Origin of the sequence: Methylophaga sp. UBA2513, assembly GCF_002341285.1 — a bacterium.
Taxonomy (GTDB): Bacteria; Pseudomonadota; Gammaproteobacteria; order Nitrosococcales; family Methylophagaceae; genus Methylophaga; species Methylophaga marina.
In genome coordinates, this window is sequence record NZ_DDNT01000006.1 from 44,919 (window position 1) to 66,693 (window position 21,775).

Below are 21,775 nucleotides of genomic sequence, written 5' to 3' on the forward strand. Positions count from 1 at the left end.
GCTCTACCAACTGAGCTATCGAGCCGATAAGGGTGCGTATTAAACCTTCTGACAGGTGTGATGTCAAGGGGAAATCATCATTAATTCTATTCCATACTTGTCCGCTTCAGTGGGGCATGCTCTAATGACCAGCTATTTTTATTGATTATTCAATGGATAACTGAATGTCGGCATTAAATAAGAAGTGGTTATGGGCATTGATCATTCTAGCTGCTCTCGCGGTTATTTTCGTCGGGTCGTTTTGGGATAAATCGTGGAACGAGCGACTCGAAGAGTTGGTTTCCAGTCATCAGCAGTTTGAGGATGATGATGACAATGAAGACGAAGAGAATACTAACCAGCCGCTCATCGTCACACTAGTGGATGAAACGATTCCCTACGCGGGCATTGACACGCTCACACTACATAAAACGCTTTTGTTTCCTGAGTTTAAGGCTTATGCAGAAGTCGTGGATATACGCGAACTGATTCAATGGCGTGCGCGATTAAATCAGCTAAGATCGGCCGTCACTATTGCAAGCGTGACTGAAAATGCAAACCGATTGGAGTGGGAACGACTGAAGAAGCTGGCAAAGGGAACTGGTAGTGTGGCCAGTAAGAATGTGATCTATGCGGAAACCAGCTGGCGTGAAGCCAAGGCCAACCTTAACTCTGCGGCATTTCAGCTTGAAGACGCAAAAACAGAGTTGATTCAAAGCTGGGGTGAATCCATTGCAAACTGGGTTATGGATAAATCTTCGAAAGAGCTGGAAAGATTAATTAATCGTCATGACACATTGCTAATGGTGACACTTCCTATCGAGTCATCGTTGCCAGCAGATGTGAATGTGATTCGAGTCTCTCGTGCGGGGGGCCGCGCTTCTGCAAGAAAAGCTTATTTCGTTTCCCCAGCCTATGTCAGTGCAAAACAAATTCAGGGTGAAACGTATTATTTCCGAATTGCGACCGGCAAGCTTCGTTTAGGTATGCGTTTGGATGCCTGGATTCCAGAAAATAGTGATCCTGATTCAGGCTTTCATATTCCAGACGAGGCTATTGTCTGGTATTCGGGACAGCCTTGGGCTTACATCCAATTGAATGAAGCAAGCTACAAACGTATACCTTTAAGTGAGGGCAAGTTGGTCGCTGGCGGTATATTTACACAAAACGAATTTGAAGAAGGTAATGAGGTCGTGATTTCAGGGGCTCAAATGTTGTTATCAGAAGAGTTCCGCTGGCAGATTCATGATGAGGACGATGATGATTAAATGCCGCTTCTGTTTTAGTCAGCTGATTGAGGTGAGTCTGCATGCTATCTAAAGTCGTTGCTTTTTCGGTACGCTTTCGTGGCGTGGTGGTCGCTCTGGCTTCGATGTTACTTATTTATGGTGTCTATAAATTATCTCACTCCAGCTTAGATATTTTTCCAGAGTTCGCCCCCAAACAGGTCATCATTCAAACAGAAGCCCAAGGCCTAACGGCTGAGCAAGTAGAAGTCTTGGTGACGCAGCCTTTAGAAAATGCGCTGGGTGGTCTAGTGGGGATGGAATCAATCCGTTCTCAGTCTATCCCCAGTCTTTCGGTGTTGACGCTAACCTTTTACGACAATACGGATATTTATCTGGACAGGCAGTTAGTATCTGAGCGCTTATTGGGGTTAAAAGAAGTCTTACCGGCTGGCGTGGGCGCTCCATTGATGGTGCCATTAGAATCCTCATCCGGCACGATTATGACCATAGGACTGACGTCTGATTCGCAAGACTTGATGACATTGCGCTCGCTTGTAGACTGGACATTGGCTCCCAGGTTGCTGAGCGTCGATGGCGTGGCAGATATTAATGTGTTTGGCGGTCATGAACGTCAATTACAAATTCAGATAAAACCCGACAAATTAGCGAAATATGGTATTTCGATCGATGAAGTGACGACAGTCGCGCAGCAAGCTACCGGCATTATGGGCACCGGCTTTGTTGAAAACCAGAATCAACGAATGACCATTCAAGTCAGCGGACAACCGCTCAATGCCACACAGCTAGCCAAAGTTGTAGTGAGAAAAGAAGGTAATACTGTTCTGCGACTGGGTGATATTGCGTCTGTAAAAGAAGCGCCAGCACCAACCATTGGTGGTGCTGCTATCGGTGGTAAACCTGCCGTTGTGTTAATGGTCATTGGTCAATACAAAGCGAATACACTGGCAGTAACCGAAGGCATTGAGGCTGCTTTAGATGAGTTCAAAGATGGTTTCGGTGCTGAAGGCATTACCTTGCATGATGATTTATTCCGACCTGCAAACTATATCCAGACATCACTCGTCAATATCCAAGAACATTTGATGGTCGGTGGTGGACTGGTCATGCTGGTGCTGATTTTATTTTTATTTAATATCCGTACCGCTGTGATCTCCATGACAGCTATCCCTCTCTCTTTGTTTGCAGCCATGATTGTCTTGCTGGAATTTGGCATCAATATAAACATTATGGTCCTGGGTGGTCTGGCCATCGCACTCGGGGAAGTGGTCGATGATGCCATCATTGATACCGAAAATATTTTTCGTCGATTAAGGCAAAATGCCCTGCTAGCAGCACCTAAGCCCACCATGGAAGTGGTGTATGAAGCGTCAATGGAAGTAAGAAGTTCAGTGGTTTATGCCAGCTTTATTGTGATGCTGGTCTTTGTGCCATTATTGACATTAAGTGGGGTTGCCGGTCGTATGTTTGAGCCATTGGGTGAAGCTTATATTCTGGCCATTTTTGCCTCACTAGCCGTGGCATTGACGGTCACGCCAGCGCTTTGTCATATCTTGCTGACCCGAGCAGGAGATGTCAGTCATGACGAGCCACCCCTGATTCGAATGATCAAACCTATATATGGTCGTGTGCTATCTGCGATAAGCCATTTTCCAAGACTAACCTTGCTTGGTGTGCTGGGTTTCTGTGTAGCGGGATTATCGATATTACCGTTCTTAGGAGGTAGCTTTTTACCGGAACTTCGTGAAGGTCATTATATTATTCATACCGCAAGCGTACCGGGAACATCTATAGAAGAGTCGTTGCGAATAGGTGGTCGTATAGAGCAGCGGGTGGCAGAAATACCCGGTGTACGTTCAACCTCACAATGGGCGGGTAGAGCAGAACGTGGTGCTGATACGTTTGGCACACACTACAGTGAATATGAAGTGGATCTTGAGCCGATGGATGGGCCCTCTCAGCAGCGGGTACTGGATGAAATTCGTGAAATATTAGAAGCGTTTCCCGGCGTGAACTCGGAGGTGAATACATTTTTAACAGAACGTATTGATGAAACTATTTCCGGTTATACCTCACCTATTGTCGTCAATATCTATGGCAAGAACTTGGATGCGTTGGACCAGACTGCACAAGAAGTGGCAGAAGTTATGAGGGATATTGATGGCGCCGCTGATGTTCAGCTTCGAGCCCCTCCCGGCGAACCACAGCTTGAAGTGCGGCTGGATTTAGACAAGCTTGCTTATTGGGGCTTGCGTCCTGCAGAAGTGATGCAGGCAGTGAGAACGGGGTTTGATGGGGCTGTTGTGGGCCAAGTCTATGAAGGCAATCAGGTGTTTGATGTGGTGGTTGTGTTACCTGAAGAACTGCGTAAACAACCTCAGCAGTTAAGAGCCTTACCCATACAGACGCCAGAAGGCGTGATGTTACGCTTACAGGACATTGCGGTGATTCAGCAGGTCTCGGGACGCCATATGATTCAGCATCGTGGGTCACAGCGTTTGCAAACGGTCACGGCTAATGTCACTGAGCGTGATCTGAGTTCTTTTTTTGCTGAGCTGAAACAACGTGTACATGATGAAGTCGCTTTCACCGCAGATATCTATCCTGAGTTTACTGGTGCGGCAGTGGCGCAAGCGCAGTCTCGTGAGGATTTGATTGTGCATTCCACCTTGGCAGGCTTAGCTGTTTTGTTATTGCTTTACGTGGCCTTACAAAGCTTTCGCAATATGATATTGGTATTGATTAATTTACCGTTTTCTCTAGTCGGCGGTGTGCTGGCCGTGGTTTTAACCAACGGCGTGTTGTCGATTGGTTCATTAGTCGGTTTCGTGACGCTATTTGGTATCACATTGCGTAATGCCATTATGCTGGTGTCACATTACCAATACATGGTGACAGAAGAGGGCGCGGCCTGGAATCTGGATACTGCCATCCGAGGGGCACAAGAACGCTTACCATCAATACTCATTACGGCTTTGGTCACAGCGCTCGCCATGTTACCCATTGCGATAAACTCGGATAGCCCTGGCCGTGAGATTATGGGGCCGATGGCCAGTATTATTATCGGTGGTTTGATTTCTTCCACGGTGTTAAATCTATTGGTGTTGCCAAGTATCATGCTTCGCTACGGACGATTCAAAACCAGTAGAGAAGCGCAGCTCTGAGCACCAACTAATCAAATGGAATTAAAAAGGCGATACCAATAATCAGTAACACCACGACAAAAAAGGCAATTTCTATAATCATCAGTGAATAGCAAAGGTTTGTGCTTGCTCATTGCGTTGATCGGCAAAGAACTGATAAATGTCTTTTAGCTCCTTAGAGGAGAAATGAATCAATATCAGTTGCTGTCCTGGGTAGATTAAATCTGGATTATGTCCCATTGTGCTGGTGGTGTAGTTATAGATATAGCTAGACTCCACTTTATTGTTTAAAACCTTGCCAAGAAATGAGCTTAGTCCGGTAGGTAGCGGTTCATCGGCATCAGCAGGAATGGTGACTCTGACTAAATCTTTATTGATACCTTCAAGTGCCAGACCCTGACGAAAACGTTGAATCAAGCCAGACTGAATAATTCCCCATAAACCTTGACGATCGGCCTCAGTCACACGATGCAGATAGAATAGAGCACTGTCCTCTAAACCACCCGATTTGACGATGTCGTTCACTGACAATTCGATAGAGCCTTTATCTATTTCCGCCTCAAGCAGGCGATCTTCAGGTAAATCTGATTGTGATAATTGGCCAATGGTCGTTTTCTTCTGTACATCTTGCTCAGTAATCACCGTAATAGGTGCACTTTTGTCGACATTATCAGCGTTGAGCAAATCAATAAGCGGCCGCTGTTGTCGACTGCCATCGGCTTGTTCAATGGTGACAAAGGTATTTTTATCTTCAGTACTGTCATCAAGCGCTTGTAATGTCGTTTGTTGTTTTTCAGTTTCTGTGTATTTGATGGTGACTGGGGTGTCTGCGCTCAGACTTTTATCGGCAAGTAACTGACCGAGGGTCGTCTCGCGTTTTTCTATTTTGGGGATCACAATAGTGCCATCTTTCCGCACGAACTCACCTTGTTTGTCATTTAACGTCACGGCTTTACTACCCAGATGATCCACAAATTGTTCTGCTTCTTTTTCTATGATGGCTTGCTGATCTTCGGTAGGTGCGACAGGTTCAATGGTGACTTCTTCTATTTCTGGATCTTCGATTTCTATCGGTGGCGAAACCGTGTGTTCCGTGCGAGAGGGTTGTAAGTCTGCAAAGAGTAAATAGGCCAGACCCAGCAGTACCATTAAGGCCAGAATAGCAGGGACAAGGGATGGAACTGATCGTGCAGACTTAGCCATAAAATTTCTCTCTGGATTAGTGTCATTATTATTTAAGACGAGAATAAGCCAGTCAGTAAGGCGGGATCAAGTTTCTGATAGCAGTCTGTTTTATCGATTTTATTATTTAACACGCATTCAATAATAGATTTCGCCTGTTCAGGACTATGAACCGGGTTATCTGGTAATAACTGCATTAATGCATCTGTTATTAATGAGGCATGATCACTGTTTTGAGTTTCAAGTACAGTGGCTAAACGATGAACCAATTCTGGAAGGCCGACTTGTGATAACAGAAAGGGGATACGTTTAATGGTCAGAGTCTCATTGTCGGTTTCAAACTCAATACCGAACGCAGATAAATCTGTTTTATAGCGTTGGAATTGGCCGATTTGAGCAGTAGAAATAGGCAAGCGTACAGGCACTAAAATCGGTCTGGAGGTCAGGTTATTCTGAGCAATCGCTTGTTTAAGTTGTTGCTGGCGAATCTTTTTGTCTGCTCGTTGCAGATCAATCAATGCTGGCTCTGGCGTATTCAGAACCATAAACCGGCCATGTAAGATTGAGGCTGATGACCAATTAATGGTCTCAGGTAATGACTTAACAGCTTTAGCCTTGTCTACAGATGTGCTTTCTGCCTGATAAGTTGATGCTTGCTCATTCACCTGTTCGGAATCTGGCAAACTTAACTCTGTCTGGAGCTGATCTGGTGCCGGTGTTTCTGCTATAGCCTCCTGAATGGCTTTGTTTATCAGGCCGTGAATCAAACGTGCATCTCTAAAACGGACTTCATGTTTCGTCGGGTGTACATTGACATCCACTCGGTCCAGAGGCATGTTCAAATACAGTACGTATGCTGCCTGACGTCCGGGTGGAAGCCAATCTCCATAGGCCTGGCGTATTGCATGATTAATCACCCGATCTTTGATGACACGACCATTAATAAAAAAGTATTGCACATCGGTTTGAGCGCGATGGGCAGAGGCTTTACTCACCCAGCCTGATAAATGAGTATCTTCAAAGGATTGTTCTAGATAGTTGGCCTGACGAACAAAAGCCTGACCACAGATTTTTGCCAGTCGTTGAGGATATAAATCGGCTGATTTGAGTGCGGGTAGTTTGATATAACTTTGCTCATCAAAGCGTGCACTGAACCCAATATCAAATCGACTCAAAGCGAGTCGATAGAAAGTTGTCATTAGATGATGAAGCTCTGTTTTATCACTTCGCAGAAAGCGGCGACGCGCGGGTAAATTAAAAAAGAGCTCTGCTACGCTCACGGTTGTCCCATCAGGATGAGCAGCAGGTTCCGGCTCTAGCTTATCGGATCGCACTTGCCAGGCACATGGCTGTTCTGCTTGTTTTGAGGTGAGACTCAAACGTGTGACAGAGGCAATACTGGGTAAGGCTTCACCGCGAAACCCCAAGCTGCCAATCACACTGAGTTGTTCGCTACTATGTAATTTACTGGTGGCATGCCGGCTTAAGGCAAGTGCTAAATCATCAGGATGAATGCCAGCGCCATTATCAGTGACTTTTATAAGCTGACTGCCCGCACCCTCGATCACGATATCTACTTGAGTTGCACCAGCATCAATACTGTTTTCAACAAGCTCCTTAAGTACTGAAGCTGGGCGCTCTACTACTTCGCCAGCAGCAATTTGGTTGGCTAGGTGAAGAGGTAGGGCGTGAATTCTAGTCGCGTTCATACGTTAAAGTTTAACGTATGAACGCCAAGAGGTTTAGGGGATTTTTAAGACATCGCCAACGTGAATTTCGGAAGAGGCCAGATTATTCACTGATTTGATATCTGCCATCTTCACGCGATAGCGCTGAGCAATCATGCTCAGAGTATCACCGCGACTGACAATATGTTGTTGTGGCAGGCTAGTGCCGGGAATCGGGTTTTGTTGGAAATAATTACGAATGCCGACCATCATGGCGTGAGCCAATTTATTCTGATGGCTAGCATTTTTGAGTTTCCTTTCCTCTTCTGGATTAGAAATAAAGGCTGTTTCGACTAGAATAGAGGGGATATCAGGTGATTTGAGCACCACAAAAGCAGCGGATTCGACGTGTTTTTTGTGAACATGACCGACACGTTTAAGACCTGACAAGACAGTCTGACCGACTTCCAAACTGCCTTCCAAGCTGGCTGTTTGAGACAGATCAAGTAAGACCGACGCCAATAAATCATCCTTATCTTCCAGGCTGATGCCTCCGGCTAAATCAGCCGCATTTTCTCTGTCTGCAAGAATCTGCGCTGCTTCACTACTCGCACCACGACTGGATAAAACATAGACAGACGATCCTCGGGCTTTGCGATTGGTGAAAGCATCAGCATGGATGGAAATGAACATGTCAGCACCGTTTTCCCGAGCGCGGCGGATACGCTGTCGCAAACTGATAAATACATCACTGTCTCGGGTTAAATACGAACGCATTCCTGGCTCTTGATCTACCAGTTTGGCCAGTCGTTTACCGATAGCAAGCACCACGTCTTTCTCTTTAGTGCCGTGAGCTCCTACTGCGCCAGAATCCTGACCACCATGTCCAGGATCGATGGCTACAACAATATCTCTGCGCGGTAGAATTTTATTGGTTTTGATGACTTTTTGTTCTTGTTCAACCTTATTCTGAGCAGCCTCCGAAGGCGTGTTCAAGGCTTCTTCTTTGACTTCAGCAATAGATTGTTTGAGTTGTTGCTGTGTGTACAGAAGATCAACCACTAAGCGGTTAGGGTAGTTTTTCTGCGGTGGTAGCGTTTGGGTTTGGTATTTCACTTCATGAGCTAAATCCAATACCACTCGTAACGTATTTTGATCATAGGCGGCATAGCGCACAGCTTTTATTGGGGTATTTATCAACGATGGAATCGTCAACTTATCACGTTGTTGAAAGCCTTTTAAGTCAATGACCAGACGATCGGGGTTGGCTAAAGTAAATGCGTTGTAACTGACTTTGTTATCAAGATCAAATACTAAGCGTGCACTCTGATTATCTGAAGACACGCGCAGACCTTGAATGGCATCAGCCCATGTTGGCGCTGTAAAAAATAGCAGAAAAAAACTTAGTAGGAGACGGACCATCTCAACACCCTTATGATCACTTGGCCGTTATTTTCTCTTTGCTTAAAATTAAAATCAAGTTTTCTTTCTAAATAAATGAGATACAAGGGAAAGTTGAACTATTTGTGAAGTTTTCCACAGACTTCTTCACCCAAAGCTGTCATTGCTTGAATATCTACCTGTCTTCCGGTTGATTGGTACGATAAGTGAATCATCAGATCTGGCGCTGGTAAAAAATCCTGACCGCGTTGCGCCCATTCAATCAATGATATGGCATTGTTATGAAAGTAATCATCGATACCCATAAATTCAAGCTCACCGGGATCGCTGAGACGATATAAATCAAAGTGGTAAATATCCCTGTGATCAAGCTGGTAGTGTTCAACAAGAGTATAGGTGGGACTTTTGACATTACCCTGATGCCCAAGCGCTTGCACAAAGCCTCTGGTGAAGGTCGTTTTTCCTGCACCCAGTTCACCTTCAAGATGAATGGTGAAGAGCTTGTCAGGCATCAGCATGGCAAGGTCTCTACCTAGGCTGATGGTCGCTTTTTCGTTATCAAGATATCTATGCACGTTCTTTTCTTATTTTAAATTCAACAGATGACGAAGATGAGGTAATAAGTCTAATGCCAGTAATCCCCGTTCTCCATGTTCTTTGGCTGCTCTGTCAGCGGCCATACCATGAAGTATGACACCAAGGCTGGCAGCATCAAAGAGTGATATTTTTTGTGCAAGTAAGCCACCGATAATACCGGTCAATGCATCACCCATTCCCCCACTTGCCATACCAGGATTGCCTACCGTTGATACTAGTGTGGTGCTGCCATCACAAATCAATGACCCTGATCCTTTAAGCACAACAACGCCTCCGTATTTCTGCTGAATAAGTTTCACAGCATGAAAGCGGTCTGCTTCTATTTCACTGCTGCTCATACCCAACAATCTGCCTGCTTCACCAGGATGAGGCGTCAGAATCCAGTTTGATTTGTAAGCAGGACGCTGACTGAGTAAGTTCAGGGCATCTGCATCCATGACCATCGGTTTTTCTATTTCAAGAAGCGCATTAAACATAGGGTTAGACCAGGCATCTTGACCTAAGCCCGGGCCAAAACTTATTACTGAGGCTTTCTCTAATAACTTTGCTAAATCAGTCGCTGAATCTATTGCGCTCACCATTAACTCAGGACGGTCTATATTCAGCCAGTGAGCATGCTCAGGATGTGTGGCAACACTGATAAGTCCTGCTCCAGTGCGGGCTCCTGCTTCAGCACAAATTCTCGCAGCACCTGACATGCCACGATTGCCACCCACGACCAGTAAATGACCAAAGTCCCCTTTATGGGCTGAACGCGCTCTTGGTTTTAATTGTTGTTTATAGTGCTCGAAGCGGGCGAGTTGGCTTGATGTAGGTAATGTTTTATATAGGCTCTCTGGTGTTTCTAAATCATCAAAATAAATGCGTCCGCTATAGTGTGGACCGTCTCCCGTGAACAAGCCTTGGTTCAATCCCAGAAAGCTCACGGTGATATCCGCTTTCACAGCGATGCCCATGACTTTTCCGGTATCCGCATTGAGGCCTGAGGCGATATCGATCGATAAAATGCGAGCCTGAACCGTATTATTGATGGCGGCGATAGCTTCTGCATAATGACCTGTTACAGGGCGATCCAAGCCTGTACCGAACAGCGCGTCAACAATGACATCGGTCTCCGCAACTTGACCACTAAAAGCTTGAGGCTTATGACCTGTACTTAAAAAGCCTTGTCTCGCATGGGCGGCTTCATCACTCATTTTATCAGGCTGACCCAGCTCGATAAGGTCGACAAGGAAACCTTTATTAATCGCCTGATGAGCAAGGTCATACCCATCCCCACCGTTATTCCCTGCTCCGCAAAATACGGTGATATGTTTGGCTTGCGGCCAAGACCTCATCAAAATATCCAGTGCGGCTTTTGCTGCACGAGACATGAGTTCGCTACCGCTAATGTGATGGTCTTCAATGATGGTGCGATCAATTTCACGTGTTTGCGCGGCAGTATATAAACGATCCGGCAAGATGTGCATAAGTCGATCCCCTCTAATTCAATCCCGACAGCTTATAATAGGTTTATGGACAAACAAAACACTGACATCGAATGGCAGGATTTTATCTTACGTATGCAACGTTGGGCGCGTTCGCTGGGATTTCAGGCGCTGGGTGTCAGTGATCTTGATTTGTCAGAGGCAGATCAGCGATTACAAAACTGGCTGGAAAAAGGCTTTCATGGCGACATGGGCTTTATGGAAAAGCATGGTAGTAAACGGACTCACCCAACCCAATTAGTTGAAGGCACAGTCAGTATTATCAGTGTCAGAATGGATTATTGGCCTGGGGAAGCAGCCGAGCCCTGGTCCGTGCTTGATGATGATGAGAAAGCCTTTATTTCCCGTTATGCTTTGGGTCGTGATTATCATAAATTGATGCGAAAACGCCTGGCCAAACTTGCCCAGCACATTCAAAAAGAAGTCGGCGAGTTTGGTTATCGTGTTTTTACAGATAGTGCACCGGTGATGGAAAAAGCAATCGCGGAAAAAGCGGGGCTGGGGTGGATAGGCAAACACAGCAATGTGCTAAATCGTGATCATGGCTCATACTTTTTCCTGGGTGAAATTTATACGGACTTACCATTGCCACCAACACAGTCAGTAGCCGCTCACTGCGGTAGCTGTACCGCCTGTATCGATATTTGCCCAACAAAAGCCATTGTAGCACCCTATGAAGTCGATGCACGTCGATGTATTTCTTACTTAACCATTGAATTGCGCGATTCGATTCCGGAAGAGTTCAGACCCTTAATGGGGAACCGGATTTATGGCTGTGATGATTGCCAGTTGGTCTGTCCATGGAATAAGTATGCTCAGGCGACCACAGAGTCAGACTATTCACCCCGTGAGGGTTTAGATGCGCCGCAGCTTGTTGATTTATTTATGTGGTCAGAACAAACCTTTTTGTCACGCCTGGAAGGAAGTCCTATCCGGCGAATTGGCTATGACTGCTGGTTACGGAATATTGCTGTTGCTCTGGGTAATGCCCAAACCAGTCCGTCAGTCATTGAGGCATTAATGACTCGTTCAAATCAGGTGTCAGATATGGTCCAAGAGCATATTGATTGGGCATTACAGCAGCATAAAATGTCATAAAGCTGTCATTGATACACTTTACACTCAGCGTGTTTTTGACTGCTGAGAAGTTAAGTGAAGTTATCGTTTGTATCCCGCCTGATTAGTTTTGTTATTGTTTTTGCACTCATATTATCGGCTGTTGTTGCTGTCTGGGGTTGGTATCAACTCGATAAGCCTTATCAAATCACTCAGGAATTTAAGCAATATCGAAATGTGTTTGATATTGATACACGTATTTTGCTGGAACGTTATTTAGCCTCGGGCCAGGCCAATTTACTTCAGGATGCAGAAAATCAGCTCGATGCAATGAAAACAAAAACGTTTGACTGGCTGAGTGAGTCGGATAATACAGCCATACAGAGTGGTATCGATGCATTGCAGTCAGAAGTTCAACAAGTGCGCTCTGCAGGCAAACTTTCAGCTAATCCTCAAACCTTGTTAATGAATAACGAGCGGGAACGTAACGGTGACTTACTGAGCTTGAATCGTTACGCAGAAAAAGCACAATCTACCCCAGCATGGCAGATTGCGGATTTTCTGCAGAAGCTGGTGGAGCTTGAGCATAGCCTGAATCAAATCTCTTTATATCGACAGCGATATCTTGAGACCCAGGATAAAGCGATTGAGAAAACCTTATTGGACGAAAATCAGCATTTCGCAGAGTTGGTTAAGCAACTGGAAGCCATGCCGCGATTTGGTATCTACACAGAGGTAGATGAAGAGGCATTAATTCCACAAGAGCCCGATGAGATCGGCGAGCTCAGTATTGCTTCTTTACATAGCCTGACTCAGCGTTACGAAAAAGAACTCCGCAATACCCAGGCCATGCAGCAACAAGTCACGGCAAGCAGAGAAGACTTGAATCAAGAAATGCTGGCTTTTCAAGCGATGCTGGCTGACTATGAGAGCAAAATTAGCCAGATAAAGGCGGATATTACGCAACGCTTGCAGTGGCTAGTATTGCTGGCTCTTGTCTTTATTATCCCCGCGCTTTGTCTACAGTTTGTGATGCAAAATCGTTTGATGCGTTTTTTGCTCAAACTTGATGGCTTTTTTAAAGCCATGCTTGCTGGTTATTATCAGCAGAGCTTGACTTCTGAACTGGCTTTTAGTGAGACCAACTCCGTTGTCGAGGCAGCACTTCACTTGCAGCAGTATCTCGGCGACTTGATTGATAAATTAGACCATCAGGCGCAAACGTTGATTAACGCCAGTCGAACCTTGCAAGAGGAGTCCGAAGCTACTTCGACACTGACACAACAGCAACAACATACGACTGATCAGGTGGCTACTGCTGTTATGCAGTTGTCATATTCATTTAAGGAGGTCGCCAATAACGCGATAGATGCATCAGAGTTTGCTGGGCAAGCAAACGAAGCCACATATTCAGCTCGGCATAAGCTCAGCCTGGCATCAACGGCGACACAACAACTTGCTATGGATTTACTTGATGCAGAAACGGTTATTCATCGCCTTGAGCAAAACAGTCAAAATATTCAGTCTGTACTGGAAGTCATTCAGGGGGTGGCAGAACAAACCAATTTATTAGCATTAAATGCGGCTATTGAGGCCGCCAGAGCTGGTGAACATGGCAGAGGTTTCGCCGTTGTGGCAGACGAAGTTCGATTGCTGGCATCGAGAACCACTGAATCAACGGAAGAAATTAAAGCGATTATTGAGCAACTCGCTACTTCCGGCGCGGAGGCGACCAGTATTGTTGGTCGCCAAAGTGCTGCCGCAAAACGTTGCTCAGCGCAGACCGATGACGCGAATCTCGCCATGGCACCCGTTGTTTCGGCAATGGATAATATTACGCAAATGAATTCATCGATTGCTACGGCCACCCAACAGCAAACGGCGACCGTTGATGACATTGCCCGTGCGGCAGAGCAGATTAAATCAAGTTCAATTGATGTGAATCAACATATTGTGGGTATTGGTCAGTCTGGAAGAGGCTTAACGACTATCAGTGAAGAGCTGAAACTATTAGTGCTGGCCTTAAAGCAGTGATCAGGATACAGGCTGAGCAGCCAATGGCAGTTCAAACCAAAAGGTTGAACCAAGCTGTTCTTTACTTTGATAACCAATTCGTCCACCCATTGCTTCAATGAGTTTTTTGGTGATAACCAGGCCTACACCACTGCCTTCTGTTGTCGAATTTTCTTGCCCTAATCGAGAAAAACTAGAAAACAATAATTGCTGATTTTCATGAGAAATACCTGACCCGGTATCGATCACCAGCACACGAAGTGAATCTGTCTGCTTTTTATACTCCAGCATTAAACTGCCTTCCGGTCGGTTATATTTGATGGCATTACTCAACAAATTAATCAGGATTTGTTTTAAGCGCATAGGATCAGCATTGACATAAACCTTGGGATCGTCGGCGATAAAGAGTTTGATTTGTTTCTGACTGGCTAAGCTATCTACCAGCGACAGACAATCTGTGACGGTGTTGCCCATATGGGTGGGCTTTAATTTTAAATCCAGATGACCACTTTCCACTTTTGCCAGATCAAGCACCTGATTAACTAATGTTAGTAGGTGCTTACTTGCTTTCATGATGTGGTCAAGGCTCTCGGCCTGTTGCGAATGTGGGGGCGATTTTGGGTCAGTTCTGAGTAATTGTGTAAAACCCAATATGGCATTCAGAGGGGTTCTTAACTCATGGCTCATACTGGATAAAAACTCTGTCTTGGCCCGATTGGCCGTTTCAGCGAGTTCTTTTGCTTGTTGAAGCGCAGAGGTCTGTTGTTGAAGTATTTTGGTTAAATAGAGTGACTGCCAATACTCTGCGTTAGCACGAGATGCTTGTATCAGCAAAAAAATCATATACGAAATCAGTCCAAATAAGATACTCACTGTACTCAGGTTCCATTTGAGCATGGTCGATACGATGATGGGCAGAAAAATCATGCATAAATACATTCGAGCCAGCTTTTTCCAGATAAACAGGCTAGTCAATGCACCTGCACCGATACCAATGGTAAACATCAGTACGACCATATTAGTAAATAAGGTTTGATACAGGTAGAGGCAAACCGCGACGTAAATACCCCAAGTCAGAGCTGAGAAAAAGAACACCACAAAAAGCTGTTTTAGTTTCATGTCTACAGCATGTGGTGTGTTCAGGATGGAGAAGACAACGTACAGGCGGCATAAAAAGAGGAGGCCCATCAACCCAAACAAAAAATAGGTAAAAAAGGGGGCATCATTCATGATCGGCGAATAATAGGCGGAAATAAGCAGAGCTAAAAACACGATCAGGCCGCCGGATATGGTGCGTTTGGCCAGATCTTTTGCCGCTTGTTGCTTAACTTGGTTTAAGGCATCTGAGTCCAGCTCTGGCAGAGCGGGATCTACATAACCGTGTGATTCGCCATAGAACATCAGCGAATCATATGTCAATTTCGACGAATTTCAAATACTTAAAATGCGTCTCCGCTATCTACTTCAATGAGTCGAATGCCGAGATCGCCTCTTGTCTGGCTTTTTTGTAATCTATGATTGGTTCAGGGTAATCACATTCTTTTCGTTGTGCCGAGCTTGGTGCATGTATCTGTTTTGCAGAAAGAGACTTTAACTCTGGTACAAAGCGTCGAATAAATTCACCATCAGGATCAAATTTTTCAGATTGCCGCTGAGGATTAAATACTCTGAAATACGGTGCAGCATCACAACCTGTGGAGGCACTCCATTGCCAGCCACCATTATTTGCCGCAAACTCACCATCAATCAGGGTTTGCATGAAATATTTTTCCCCTTTACGCCAGTCGATAAACAAAAGTTTGGTTAAAAAACTGGCCGCAACCATGCGTAAGCGGTTATGCATCCAGCCGGTTTGATTTAATTGGCACATGGCCGCATCCACAATCGGAAAGCCCGTTTTGCCTTCACACCAGGCATCAAAGGCTGATTCGCTGTCATTCCAGACCAGATTTTCCGTTTCTGGTTTGAAGGGCTTTTCTTTATTAAGTTCGGGGAAATGCGTGAGTAATTGTCGATAAAAGTCACGCCAAGCTAATTCTCTTAGCCAGTCATTATCCTGCCAGTGCAGATTCTGCTCCGCGCAATAATATTGAATATTATGTAGAAGGCGTCTCGGACCCAAACGACCCATCGCTAGATACGGTGACAGTGTGCTGGTCGCTGGTGTGGCTGGTATGTCACGCTTTTCTGGGTAGGCTTTAAGTTTTTTCTGACAAAATTGCTGTAGCTTTTGCAGGATGTCTGATTCTTCAGCCAGCCATAGATCTTCGCGATAGTCGCCAGCCCAGCCAGGCTTTATATCGTTGACTTTTATCGGCTTACCTTGTTTTTCTGGTTCATCAAATGGAGGGCGTGCCCGGTCTTCAAGAATCGTACGCCAACGACGATAGTAGGGAGTAAATACCTTATAAGGTTCGTCCTGTTGAGTTAGTACTGGAATCGGTACAAGCAGATCAGACTCAAGGGCATGACATTCGATATGGTTGGCTAATAAAGTCTGTCCAACCTGTTCATCACGTCTACACTCATCCAAGGCGGTTTCTTGCTGAAACCAGACAGACTCAATCTTATTGTCGTCACAAAACTGACCTAAAGCAGCGGGGACATCAACAAAATAATCCACTTCTAACAGTGTGAATTGAATACCTTTCTTAGCAAGGTTGTGATTTAAATCATTCAGTGAGGCTGCTTTCAAACCAAGTTTGGCCTCAGACTCATTATGTTGCAGCCATTGTTTGGGTGTCGCAATAAACAAAACCTGAATATCGCCACGCTGCTGTGCTAAAGCGAAGGCAGGATTGTCATCTAAACGTAGATCATTTCTTAACCAGACTAAATGTGATGCTGACATTAGGTATCCTTATTCTTTTTGTCGATATGCTGAAATAACCATGCGGCTCGTTCACGGATGGCGTGTTGTTCTTTATGTGATTTCTTTTCCCAGTTTTTTGCTTGCATCGCCAGCCGAGGGTTGTGACTAATGAGGTCATTATGCTGATCGATAAAATACCAATACAAGGTAGTAAAAGGGCAAGCTTTATCGCCAGAAGCTTGTTTTGGGTCGAATGGACAATGCTGACAGTAGTTTGACATGCGGTTGATATAAGCACCGCTGGCAATATACGGTTTACTGCCAACTATTCCGCCATCAGCGTATTGACTCATACCTAGCGTATTCGGCACTTCTACCCAACTGACGGCATCAACATACATGCCCAGATACCATTGATGAATGTGTTTGGGGGCGACTTGCCACAACAGAGCAAATAAGCCCGTTACCATAAGCCGCTGAATGTGATGTCCGTAACCATAATCAATGACTTGTTTTATGGCTTGATGTAAACAGTGCATATCCGTATCTGCTGTCCAGTAAAACGCAGGTAAATCACGTTTGGCATCGAGCGCGTTAAACTGAAGCCAATCCTTTCGATGTGCCCAATATAAGCCCCTGACATATTCTCGCCAGCCCAATATTTGTCGAATAAAACCTTCTACCGCGTTGAGAGGTGCTTTGTTTTTTTGATAAAGCTCTTCTGCAGCATCGATCACTTCCTGCGGATCTAACAGTTTAAGGTTTAAGCTGGCCGATAAGCGCGCGTGATATAAAAAAGGCTGATCCGTCCACATTGCATCTTGGTAATCGCCGAACGAAGGCAGATAGTGGTCGATAAAGTGGCGTAATTGAATCAACGCCTGGCGACGCGTAACTGGCCAGTTAAACGTATCGAGCTTGCCTGGCAGTTGTGAGAAGTGTTTCTCTACGATGTCGATAACATCCTGTGTGATGTCATCGACAGAATAGTTTGGATTCTCTTTGATTGGGTCTGGACCCTGTTTGGCAAAGCTTTGCCGATTCGATTTATCAAAATTCCATTGCCCGCCAGTGGGTTTGTCCTGTTCCATCAGAATGTGGCGTGATTCACGTAAATGGCGATACCAGTATTCCATGGTGGGTTTTTTACGTTGTTTTAACCACTGACTGAACTCGCCACGTTTGGCGATGAAATGTTTGTCTTCTAACCAGTCTATCTTTAAATGATGTTGTTTTACGACGTGTTCAATTTCCTGCATAACCAGATAATCGCCAGGTAATACGCAACGTATTTCCGTAATGTCGTGCTGATTAAATGTATGAGTTAAAACCTCGGAAAACGAGTTGAAGCCATCCGTGATGCGATAGTAGATTAAATCAAACGCTTTTTTTTCTATCTCTTTAGCAAAGTGCCGCATGGCAGAGAGGAAGATAACGGTTCTGTTTTTATTTGATGCTGGCTGCAGAGAGGCTTGAGCGACTTCTGCCATCCAGAAAATATCAGTGGCTTTATCAACATCCTGCCAGATAAGACTATTCCAATTGAGTTGATCGCCTAGAATGATATTCAGCCTCACCCGTGTTACCCCCAACTATTCATGGAAACACTGGTTGAATTTTCCAGTGGATGAATCCTGAGATAGGGAAAGTGACTCAGTTTCGTAGGGGCCAGGAAGCGTAATAAAATTTTATAGGTATCAATATCAAAGAAGATCGAATCCTGCGGCTGCTTCAACAACCGGGTGTTTGGCGTGTTATGACTGTCTACCTGTCCCAGATAACACCATTGATCGATAAGATGAAAATGACTATCGACGCCGTTGTTCATTGGAGATTGTTCTTCCACAATAATTGGCGTTGACCATGGCCATTGCTGATTTTTGATGTGGGTCAAGGCCATATCGACACGCAGATTATAAAGCTTTGCTTGCTCTTTACCACAACAGGCACCGAGACATTTTTTTAGCTGATAACTAAAACAAGGACCGGATGCTTTCTTTTCTATGTGGCAGAGACGTTGGCATAGTTTGTATTGAGAGATGAGGTCTAATAACTTGGTTTGTGCTTGTTTTTTACTGCGAAACAGCCCGTATTTGCTAGTAATATCAAAAGCATCCGTCATATCAGCCAGCATAATATCTAATTCAGCATAACCGTCTTTATTAAGCGTTTTGTTGATTTGATACAGTTTTTTTATTTTGGTTTGGCGACGGTTGTAACGCGGTGAAGTTTGTTTGATGTAGCTGTTTTCCAATAACTGAGCGCCAAAATCAGAGGGTGTTTCAATCCAATCGATATGATGTAACTGCTGGCTGATATCAAGTTCTTTGTGATGCCGATGATCTGCTGAAAAATGGCTGAGTACACGCTCCTTAATATTGACAGATTTACCGATGTAGAGCAGTGTGCCGCCTTCATCATAGAACTGATAAATACCCGGCTTTTCGGGTAATTTCTGTATAAGCGTATTATCAAGATGGCTCGGTAGACTGGGTCGTTTTAATATATCGGCAATTGTCTGCTGGATGACTGCTGCATCGATTTGTTGTTGGATGAGAGTGAAATACGTCAGAATAACTTCCGTATCAGCCATTGCTCGATGCCGATCTTTCACGGCAATCTGATGGCGCTGGATGATTTTATCCAGGCTATGCCTTTGATGTTGAGGGAAAAGTCGTCGACTAAGTTTTACCGAGCACAGTGTTTTGGCTGAATAATCATAGCCTGCGCGTTTAAATTCCTGCTTGAGGAAACTGTAGTCAAAACGGGCATTGTGAGCAACCAGAATAACGTTTTGCAGACGTTGATATAAGGATTCAGCTATATCCTCAAAGGCGGGAGCATTAGCCACCATCTCATCATTAATGCCTGTGATTTTGTGAATCCATGGTGGGATGGGGCGCCCAGGATTAATTAAGCTTTGCCAGCGCGACTGAACTTCACCGCCTTTAATCTCAATCAGTCCTATTTCAGTAATGCGATCCCGACTGGCCCGACCACCGGTGGTTTCACAGTCCAATAAAATCATGTGCTCAGGGAAACAAGTCAGCTTAGTCATGATGCGAGACGGATGAACGAGTATGTCGACGACAGCGTTGTGAACAATAGACGACATTATCCCAATTTCGCTGCCATTTTTTACGCCATGTAAACGGCCTTTGACAGATAGGACAAATTTTGACGGGGAGTGTGGCTTTGGTGTGTGTCACAACTATTCACTAAATAATTTCACAGATAGCTTGTCGTGCTATCTGTGAAATCAATGTGAACAGCTTATTCTGCTTCAGGAAGCTTAATAAAGAGTTCGCGGTAATGTTCTAATTCGCGAATAGAGTCTTTGATGTCATCCATAGCAAGATGTGATGAGCGTTTTTTAAAACTTTTTTCGACCTTAGGAGCCCAGCGTCGAGCCAGTTCTTTAAGGCTGCTGACATCAAGGTTGCGGTAATGAAAATAGGCTTCCAGATCAGGCATGCATCGAGCCAGGAATCGACGATCCTGACAGATGCTGTTTCCGCACATTGGCGAGACACCTGCAGGAACGTATTTTTTCAGAAATTCAATGGTCTGTTGTTCAGCATCCGCTTCATTAAGTGTGCTGTTACGAACACGCTCAACCAAACCGGATTTGCCATGCTGGCGGGTATTCCACTCATCCATGCCATCAAGAATAGCATCGTCTTGATGAATGGCTAATATCGGGCCTTCTGCTAACACATTGAGATGTGCATCTGTCACAATGGTGGCTATTTCAATGATATAGTCATTATTAGTATCAAGACCGGTCATCTCCAGATCGATCCATATGAGATTGTTTTTACTTTTGGCCATGGGCTCCGTCTTTTTTTTGAGTTGGACTTAGACTGGTTGAACTTACTTGCCTGTGATTGTATCAAAGGCTACTCTGCATGACATTTTATAAAGATTCAAATTGGATAGATATTTATGAACGAATTTAGCTGGATATTTTTAGCGGCTTTGTTTTTGATGACAGCAACTGAACTCTGGTTATCAATGCGTCAAGGTAAACATGTTCAGGCGCATCGCAATAAAGTGCCAAAAGCCTTTGAAGAACAGATTAGTCTTAGCGCTCACCAAAAAGCGGCAGATTATACTGTGGCAAAAGGTCGCTTTGGCCGCAAAGAAAATGTTTATGGCGTGATTATCCTGCTGGCATGGACATTTGGCGGTGGTCTGTCCTTACTCTCGACAGCTTGGGATGGACTGGGTCTATCGCCCATGCTGACCGGTATATTATTTCTATTGAGCTTTATTGTCATTGGTTCATTATTAGACTTACCATTTTCTTATTACAGAACATTTGTTTTAGAGGATAAGTTTGGTTTCAACCGTAATACCCCGGCTCTGTTCTTCTCTGACTTTATTAAACAAACATTGTTGACCCTTATCATGGGTGCCTTATTGATTTGGGTCGCCTTGTGGATGATGCAAAGCACAGGTGAATTCTGGTGGCTGTACCTTTGGGCGGCTTGGATTGGCTTTGCCTTGTTTATGATGTGGGCTTATCCTGCCTTTATTGCCCCTTTGTTCAATAAATTTACGCCACTGGAGGATGCCAATTTACAGCAACGTGTGGAAAATTTATTAGCCCGGTGTGGTTTCAAAAGCCAAGGTATTTTTGTGATGGATGGTTCACGTCGCAGCGGTCATGGCAACGCTTACTTTACAGGACTGGGAAGCAATAAACGCATTGTTTTCTTCGATACCTTACTCAATACGTTAAATGAAGACCAAATTGAAGCTGTATTAGCGCACGAGTTGGGCCATTTCCGTCGCAAGCATGTGGTCAAAAATATGGTGGTGATGGCTGTGATTAGTTTGATTGGTCTGGCATTGCTGGGCTGGGCATCAAATCAGACCTGGTTCTATGAAGGCTTGGGGGTTAGCCAGCAGTCGAATGCTATGGCACTTGCCTTGTTCATGTTAGTCATCCCCGTATTTATGTTCTTTTTACACCCACTGATGACATCCTTGTCTCGTAAATATGAGTATGAAGCCGATGCCTATGCTGCCTCGGTATCAAGTGCAGATGATCTGATCGCGGCATTGGTGGCGTTATATAAAGAAAATGCCAGTACCTTAACTCCGGATCCACTGGTTTCTGCTGTTTATGATTCGCATCCTCCGGCGGCTATGCGGATTGCTCACTTACAAACGAACTCTGCCTGAT

General features: G+C 44.8%; 16 protein-coding genes. 5 read left to right on the forward strand and 11 right to left on the reverse strand.

Going from position 1 to position 21,775, the window contains the following annotated elements:
* Nucleotides 1-164 precede the first annotated feature (164 nt).
* The gene (locus B3V56_RS02000; RefSeq protein ID WP_289282379.1) at nt 165-1,247 is read left to right on the forward strand and encodes a hypothetical protein; all 1,083 of its coding nucleotides are present in this window, start codon (nt 165-167) and stop codon (nt 1,245-1,247) included.
* 41 nt (nt 1,248-1,288) lie between these two features.
* Complete coding sequence (locus B3V56_RS02005) at nt 1,289-4,390, forward strand: efflux RND transporter permease subunit (RefSeq protein ID WP_289283920.1); 3,102 nt, start codon at nt 1,289-1,291, stop codon at nt 4,388-4,390.
* 81 nt (nt 4,391-4,471) lie between these two features.
* Here the strand turns inward: B3V56_RS02005 and B3V56_RS02010 are convergent, their stop codons facing one another.
* From B3V56_RS02010 to B3V56_RS02030, 5 genes are all read right to left on the reverse strand, one after another.
* Nucleotides 4,472-5,572 carry a hypothetical protein gene (locus B3V56_RS02010; protein ID WP_289283921.1) on the reverse strand — a complete coding sequence of 367 codons (1,101 nt, stop codon included), beginning with the start codon at nt 5,570-5,572 and terminating at the stop codon, nt 4,472-4,474.
* A gap of 32 nt (nt 5,573-5,604) precedes the next feature.
* A complete protein-coding gene (mutL, locus tag B3V56_RS02015) occupies nt 5,605-7,260 on the reverse strand; it encodes a DNA mismatch repair endonuclease MutL (RefSeq protein ID WP_289282383.1) in 1,656 nt (551 codons plus the stop codon).
* A gap of 33 nt (nt 7,261-7,293) precedes the next feature.
* A complete protein-coding gene (locus B3V56_RS02020) occupies nt 7,294-8,640 on the reverse strand; it encodes an N-acetylmuramoyl-L-alanine amidase (RefSeq protein WP_289282384.1) in 1,347 nt (448 codons plus the stop codon).
* 98 nt (nt 8,641-8,738) lie between these two features.
* A complete protein-coding gene (gene tsaE / locus B3V56_RS02025) occupies nt 8,739-9,194 on the reverse strand; it encodes a tRNA (adenosine(37)-N6)-threonylcarbamoyltransferase complex ATPase subunit type 1 TsaE (protein ID WP_289282385.1) in 456 nt (151 codons plus the stop codon).
* 9 nt (nt 9,195-9,203) lie between these two features.
* A complete protein-coding gene (locus B3V56_RS02030; protein WP_289282386.1) occupies nt 9,204-10,685 on the reverse strand; it encodes an NAD(P)H-hydrate dehydratase in 1,482 nt (493 codons plus the stop codon).
* A gap of 45 nt (nt 10,686-10,730) precedes the next feature.
* Here B3V56_RS02030 and queG point away from each other — a divergent pair, with 45 nt between their 5' ends.
* Together queG and B3V56_RS02040 are read left to right on the forward strand one after the other, a co-directional pair.
* Nucleotides 10,731-11,801, forward strand: coding sequence for a tRNA epoxyqueuosine(34) reductase QueG (gene queG / locus B3V56_RS02035; RefSeq protein WP_289282387.1), 1,071 nt, complete (start codon nt 10,731-10,733; stop codon nt 11,799-11,801).
* A gap of 54 nt (nt 11,802-11,855) precedes the next feature.
* Nucleotides 11,856-13,793 (forward strand): methyl-accepting chemotaxis protein, encoded by a 1,938-nt coding sequence (locus tag B3V56_RS02040; RefSeq protein WP_289282388.1) that lies wholly within the window; start codon nt 11,856-11,858, stop codon nt 13,791-13,793.
* On the opposite strand, the gene B3V56_RS02045 is transcribed toward B3V56_RS02040, so the two are convergent.
* From B3V56_RS02045 to orn, 6 genes are all read right to left on the reverse strand, one after another.
* Nucleotides 13,794-15,173, reverse strand: a complete 1,380-nt coding sequence (locus tag B3V56_RS02045; protein ID WP_289283922.1) for a sensor histidine kinase — start codon at nt 15,171-15,173, stop codon at nt 13,794-13,796.
* Nucleotides 15,174-15,231: 58 nt separating this feature from the next.
* Nucleotides 15,232-16,623, reverse strand: a complete 1,392-nt coding sequence (gene phrB, locus B3V56_RS02050) for a deoxyribodipyrimidine photo-lyase (RefSeq protein WP_289283923.1) — start codon at nt 16,621-16,623, stop codon at nt 15,232-15,234.
* The gene (locus tag B3V56_RS02055; RefSeq protein ID WP_289282393.1) at nt 16,623-18,161 is read right to left on the reverse strand and encodes a cryptochrome/photolyase family protein; all 1,539 of its coding nucleotides are present in this window, start codon (nt 18,159-18,161) and stop codon (nt 16,623-16,625) included. The genes phrB and B3V56_RS02055 overlap by 1 nt, the downstream gene beginning before the upstream one ends.
* A gap of 5 nt (nt 18,162-18,166) precedes the next feature.
* The gene (locus B3V56_RS02060) at nt 18,167-19,699 is read right to left on the reverse strand and encodes an exonuclease domain-containing protein (RefSeq protein WP_289283924.1); all 1,533 of its coding nucleotides are present in this window, start codon (nt 19,697-19,699) and stop codon (nt 18,167-18,169) included.
* Nucleotides 19,635-19,793: a DUF2256 domain-containing protein gene (locus tag B3V56_RS02065; RefSeq protein WP_289244524.1), complete on the reverse strand. Its 159-nt coding sequence runs from the start codon at nt 19,791-19,793 to the stop codon at nt 19,635-19,637. Before B3V56_RS02065 ends, B3V56_RS02060 begins: the two co-directional genes overlap by 65 nt.
* 64 nt (nt 19,794-19,857) lie before the next feature.
* Nucleotides 19,858-20,415 (reverse strand): oligoribonuclease, encoded by a 558-nt coding sequence (orn, locus tag B3V56_RS02070; protein ID WP_289244523.1) that lies wholly within the window; start codon nt 20,413-20,415, stop codon nt 19,858-19,860.
* A 114-nt stretch (nt 20,416-20,529) separates the two neighbouring features.
* Here orn and B3V56_RS02075 point away from each other — a divergent pair, with 114 nt between their 5' ends.
* Nucleotides 20,530-21,774: a M48 family metallopeptidase gene (locus B3V56_RS02075; RefSeq protein WP_289282396.1), complete on the forward strand. Its 1,245-nt coding sequence runs from the start codon at nt 20,530-20,532 to the stop codon at nt 21,772-21,774.
* The last annotated feature ends 1 nt before the right edge of the window (nt 21,775 follow it).

What these genes read in the sequence shown, in the direction of transcription:
- B3V56_RS02000 (WP_289282379.1), top strand. Translation starts at nt 165, where the DNA reads ATGTCGGCATTAAATAAGAAGTGGTTATGGGCATTGATCATTCTAGCT.
- B3V56_RS02005 (WP_289283920.1), top strand. Translation starts at nt 1,289, where the DNA reads ATGCTATCTAAAGTCGTTGCTTTTTCGGTACGCTTTCGTGGCGTGGTG.
- B3V56_RS02010 (WP_289283921.1), bottom strand. Translation starts at nt 5,572, where the DNA reads ATGGCTAAGTCTGCACGATCAGTTCCATCCCTTGTCCCTGCTATTCTG.
- mutL (WP_289282383.1), bottom strand. Translation starts at nt 7,260, where the DNA reads ATGAACGCGACTAGAATTCACGCCCTACCTCTTCACCTAGCCAACCAA.
- B3V56_RS02020 (WP_289282384.1), bottom strand. Translation starts at nt 8,640, where the DNA reads ATGGTCCGTCTCCTACTAAGTTTTTTTCTGCTATTTTTTACAGCGCCA.
- B3V56_RS02030 (WP_289282386.1), bottom strand. Translation starts at nt 10,685, where the DNA reads ATGCACATCTTGCCGGATCGTTTATATACTGCCGCGCAAACACGTGAA.
- queG (WP_289282387.1), top strand. Translation starts at nt 10,731, where the DNA reads ATGGACAAACAAAACACTGACATCGAATGGCAGGATTTTATCTTACGT.
- B3V56_RS02045 (WP_289283922.1), bottom strand. Translation starts at nt 15,173, where the DNA reads ATGTTCTATGGCGAATCACACGGTTATGTAGATCCCGCTCTGCCAGAG.
- phrB (WP_289283923.1), bottom strand. Translation starts at nt 16,623, where the DNA reads ATGTCAGCATCACATTTAGTCTGGTTAAGAAATGATCTACGTTTAGAT.
- B3V56_RS02060 (WP_289283924.1), bottom strand. Translation starts at nt 19,699, where the DNA reads ATGTCGTCTATTGTTCACAACGCTGTCGTCGACATACTCGTTCATCCG.
- orn (WP_289244523.1), bottom strand. Translation starts at nt 20,415, where the DNA reads ATGGCCAAAAGTAAAAACAATCTCATATGGATCGATCTGGAGATGACC.
- B3V56_RS02075 (WP_289282396.1), top strand. Translation starts at nt 20,530, where the DNA reads ATGAACGAATTTAGCTGGATATTTTTAGCGGCTTTGTTTTTGATGACA.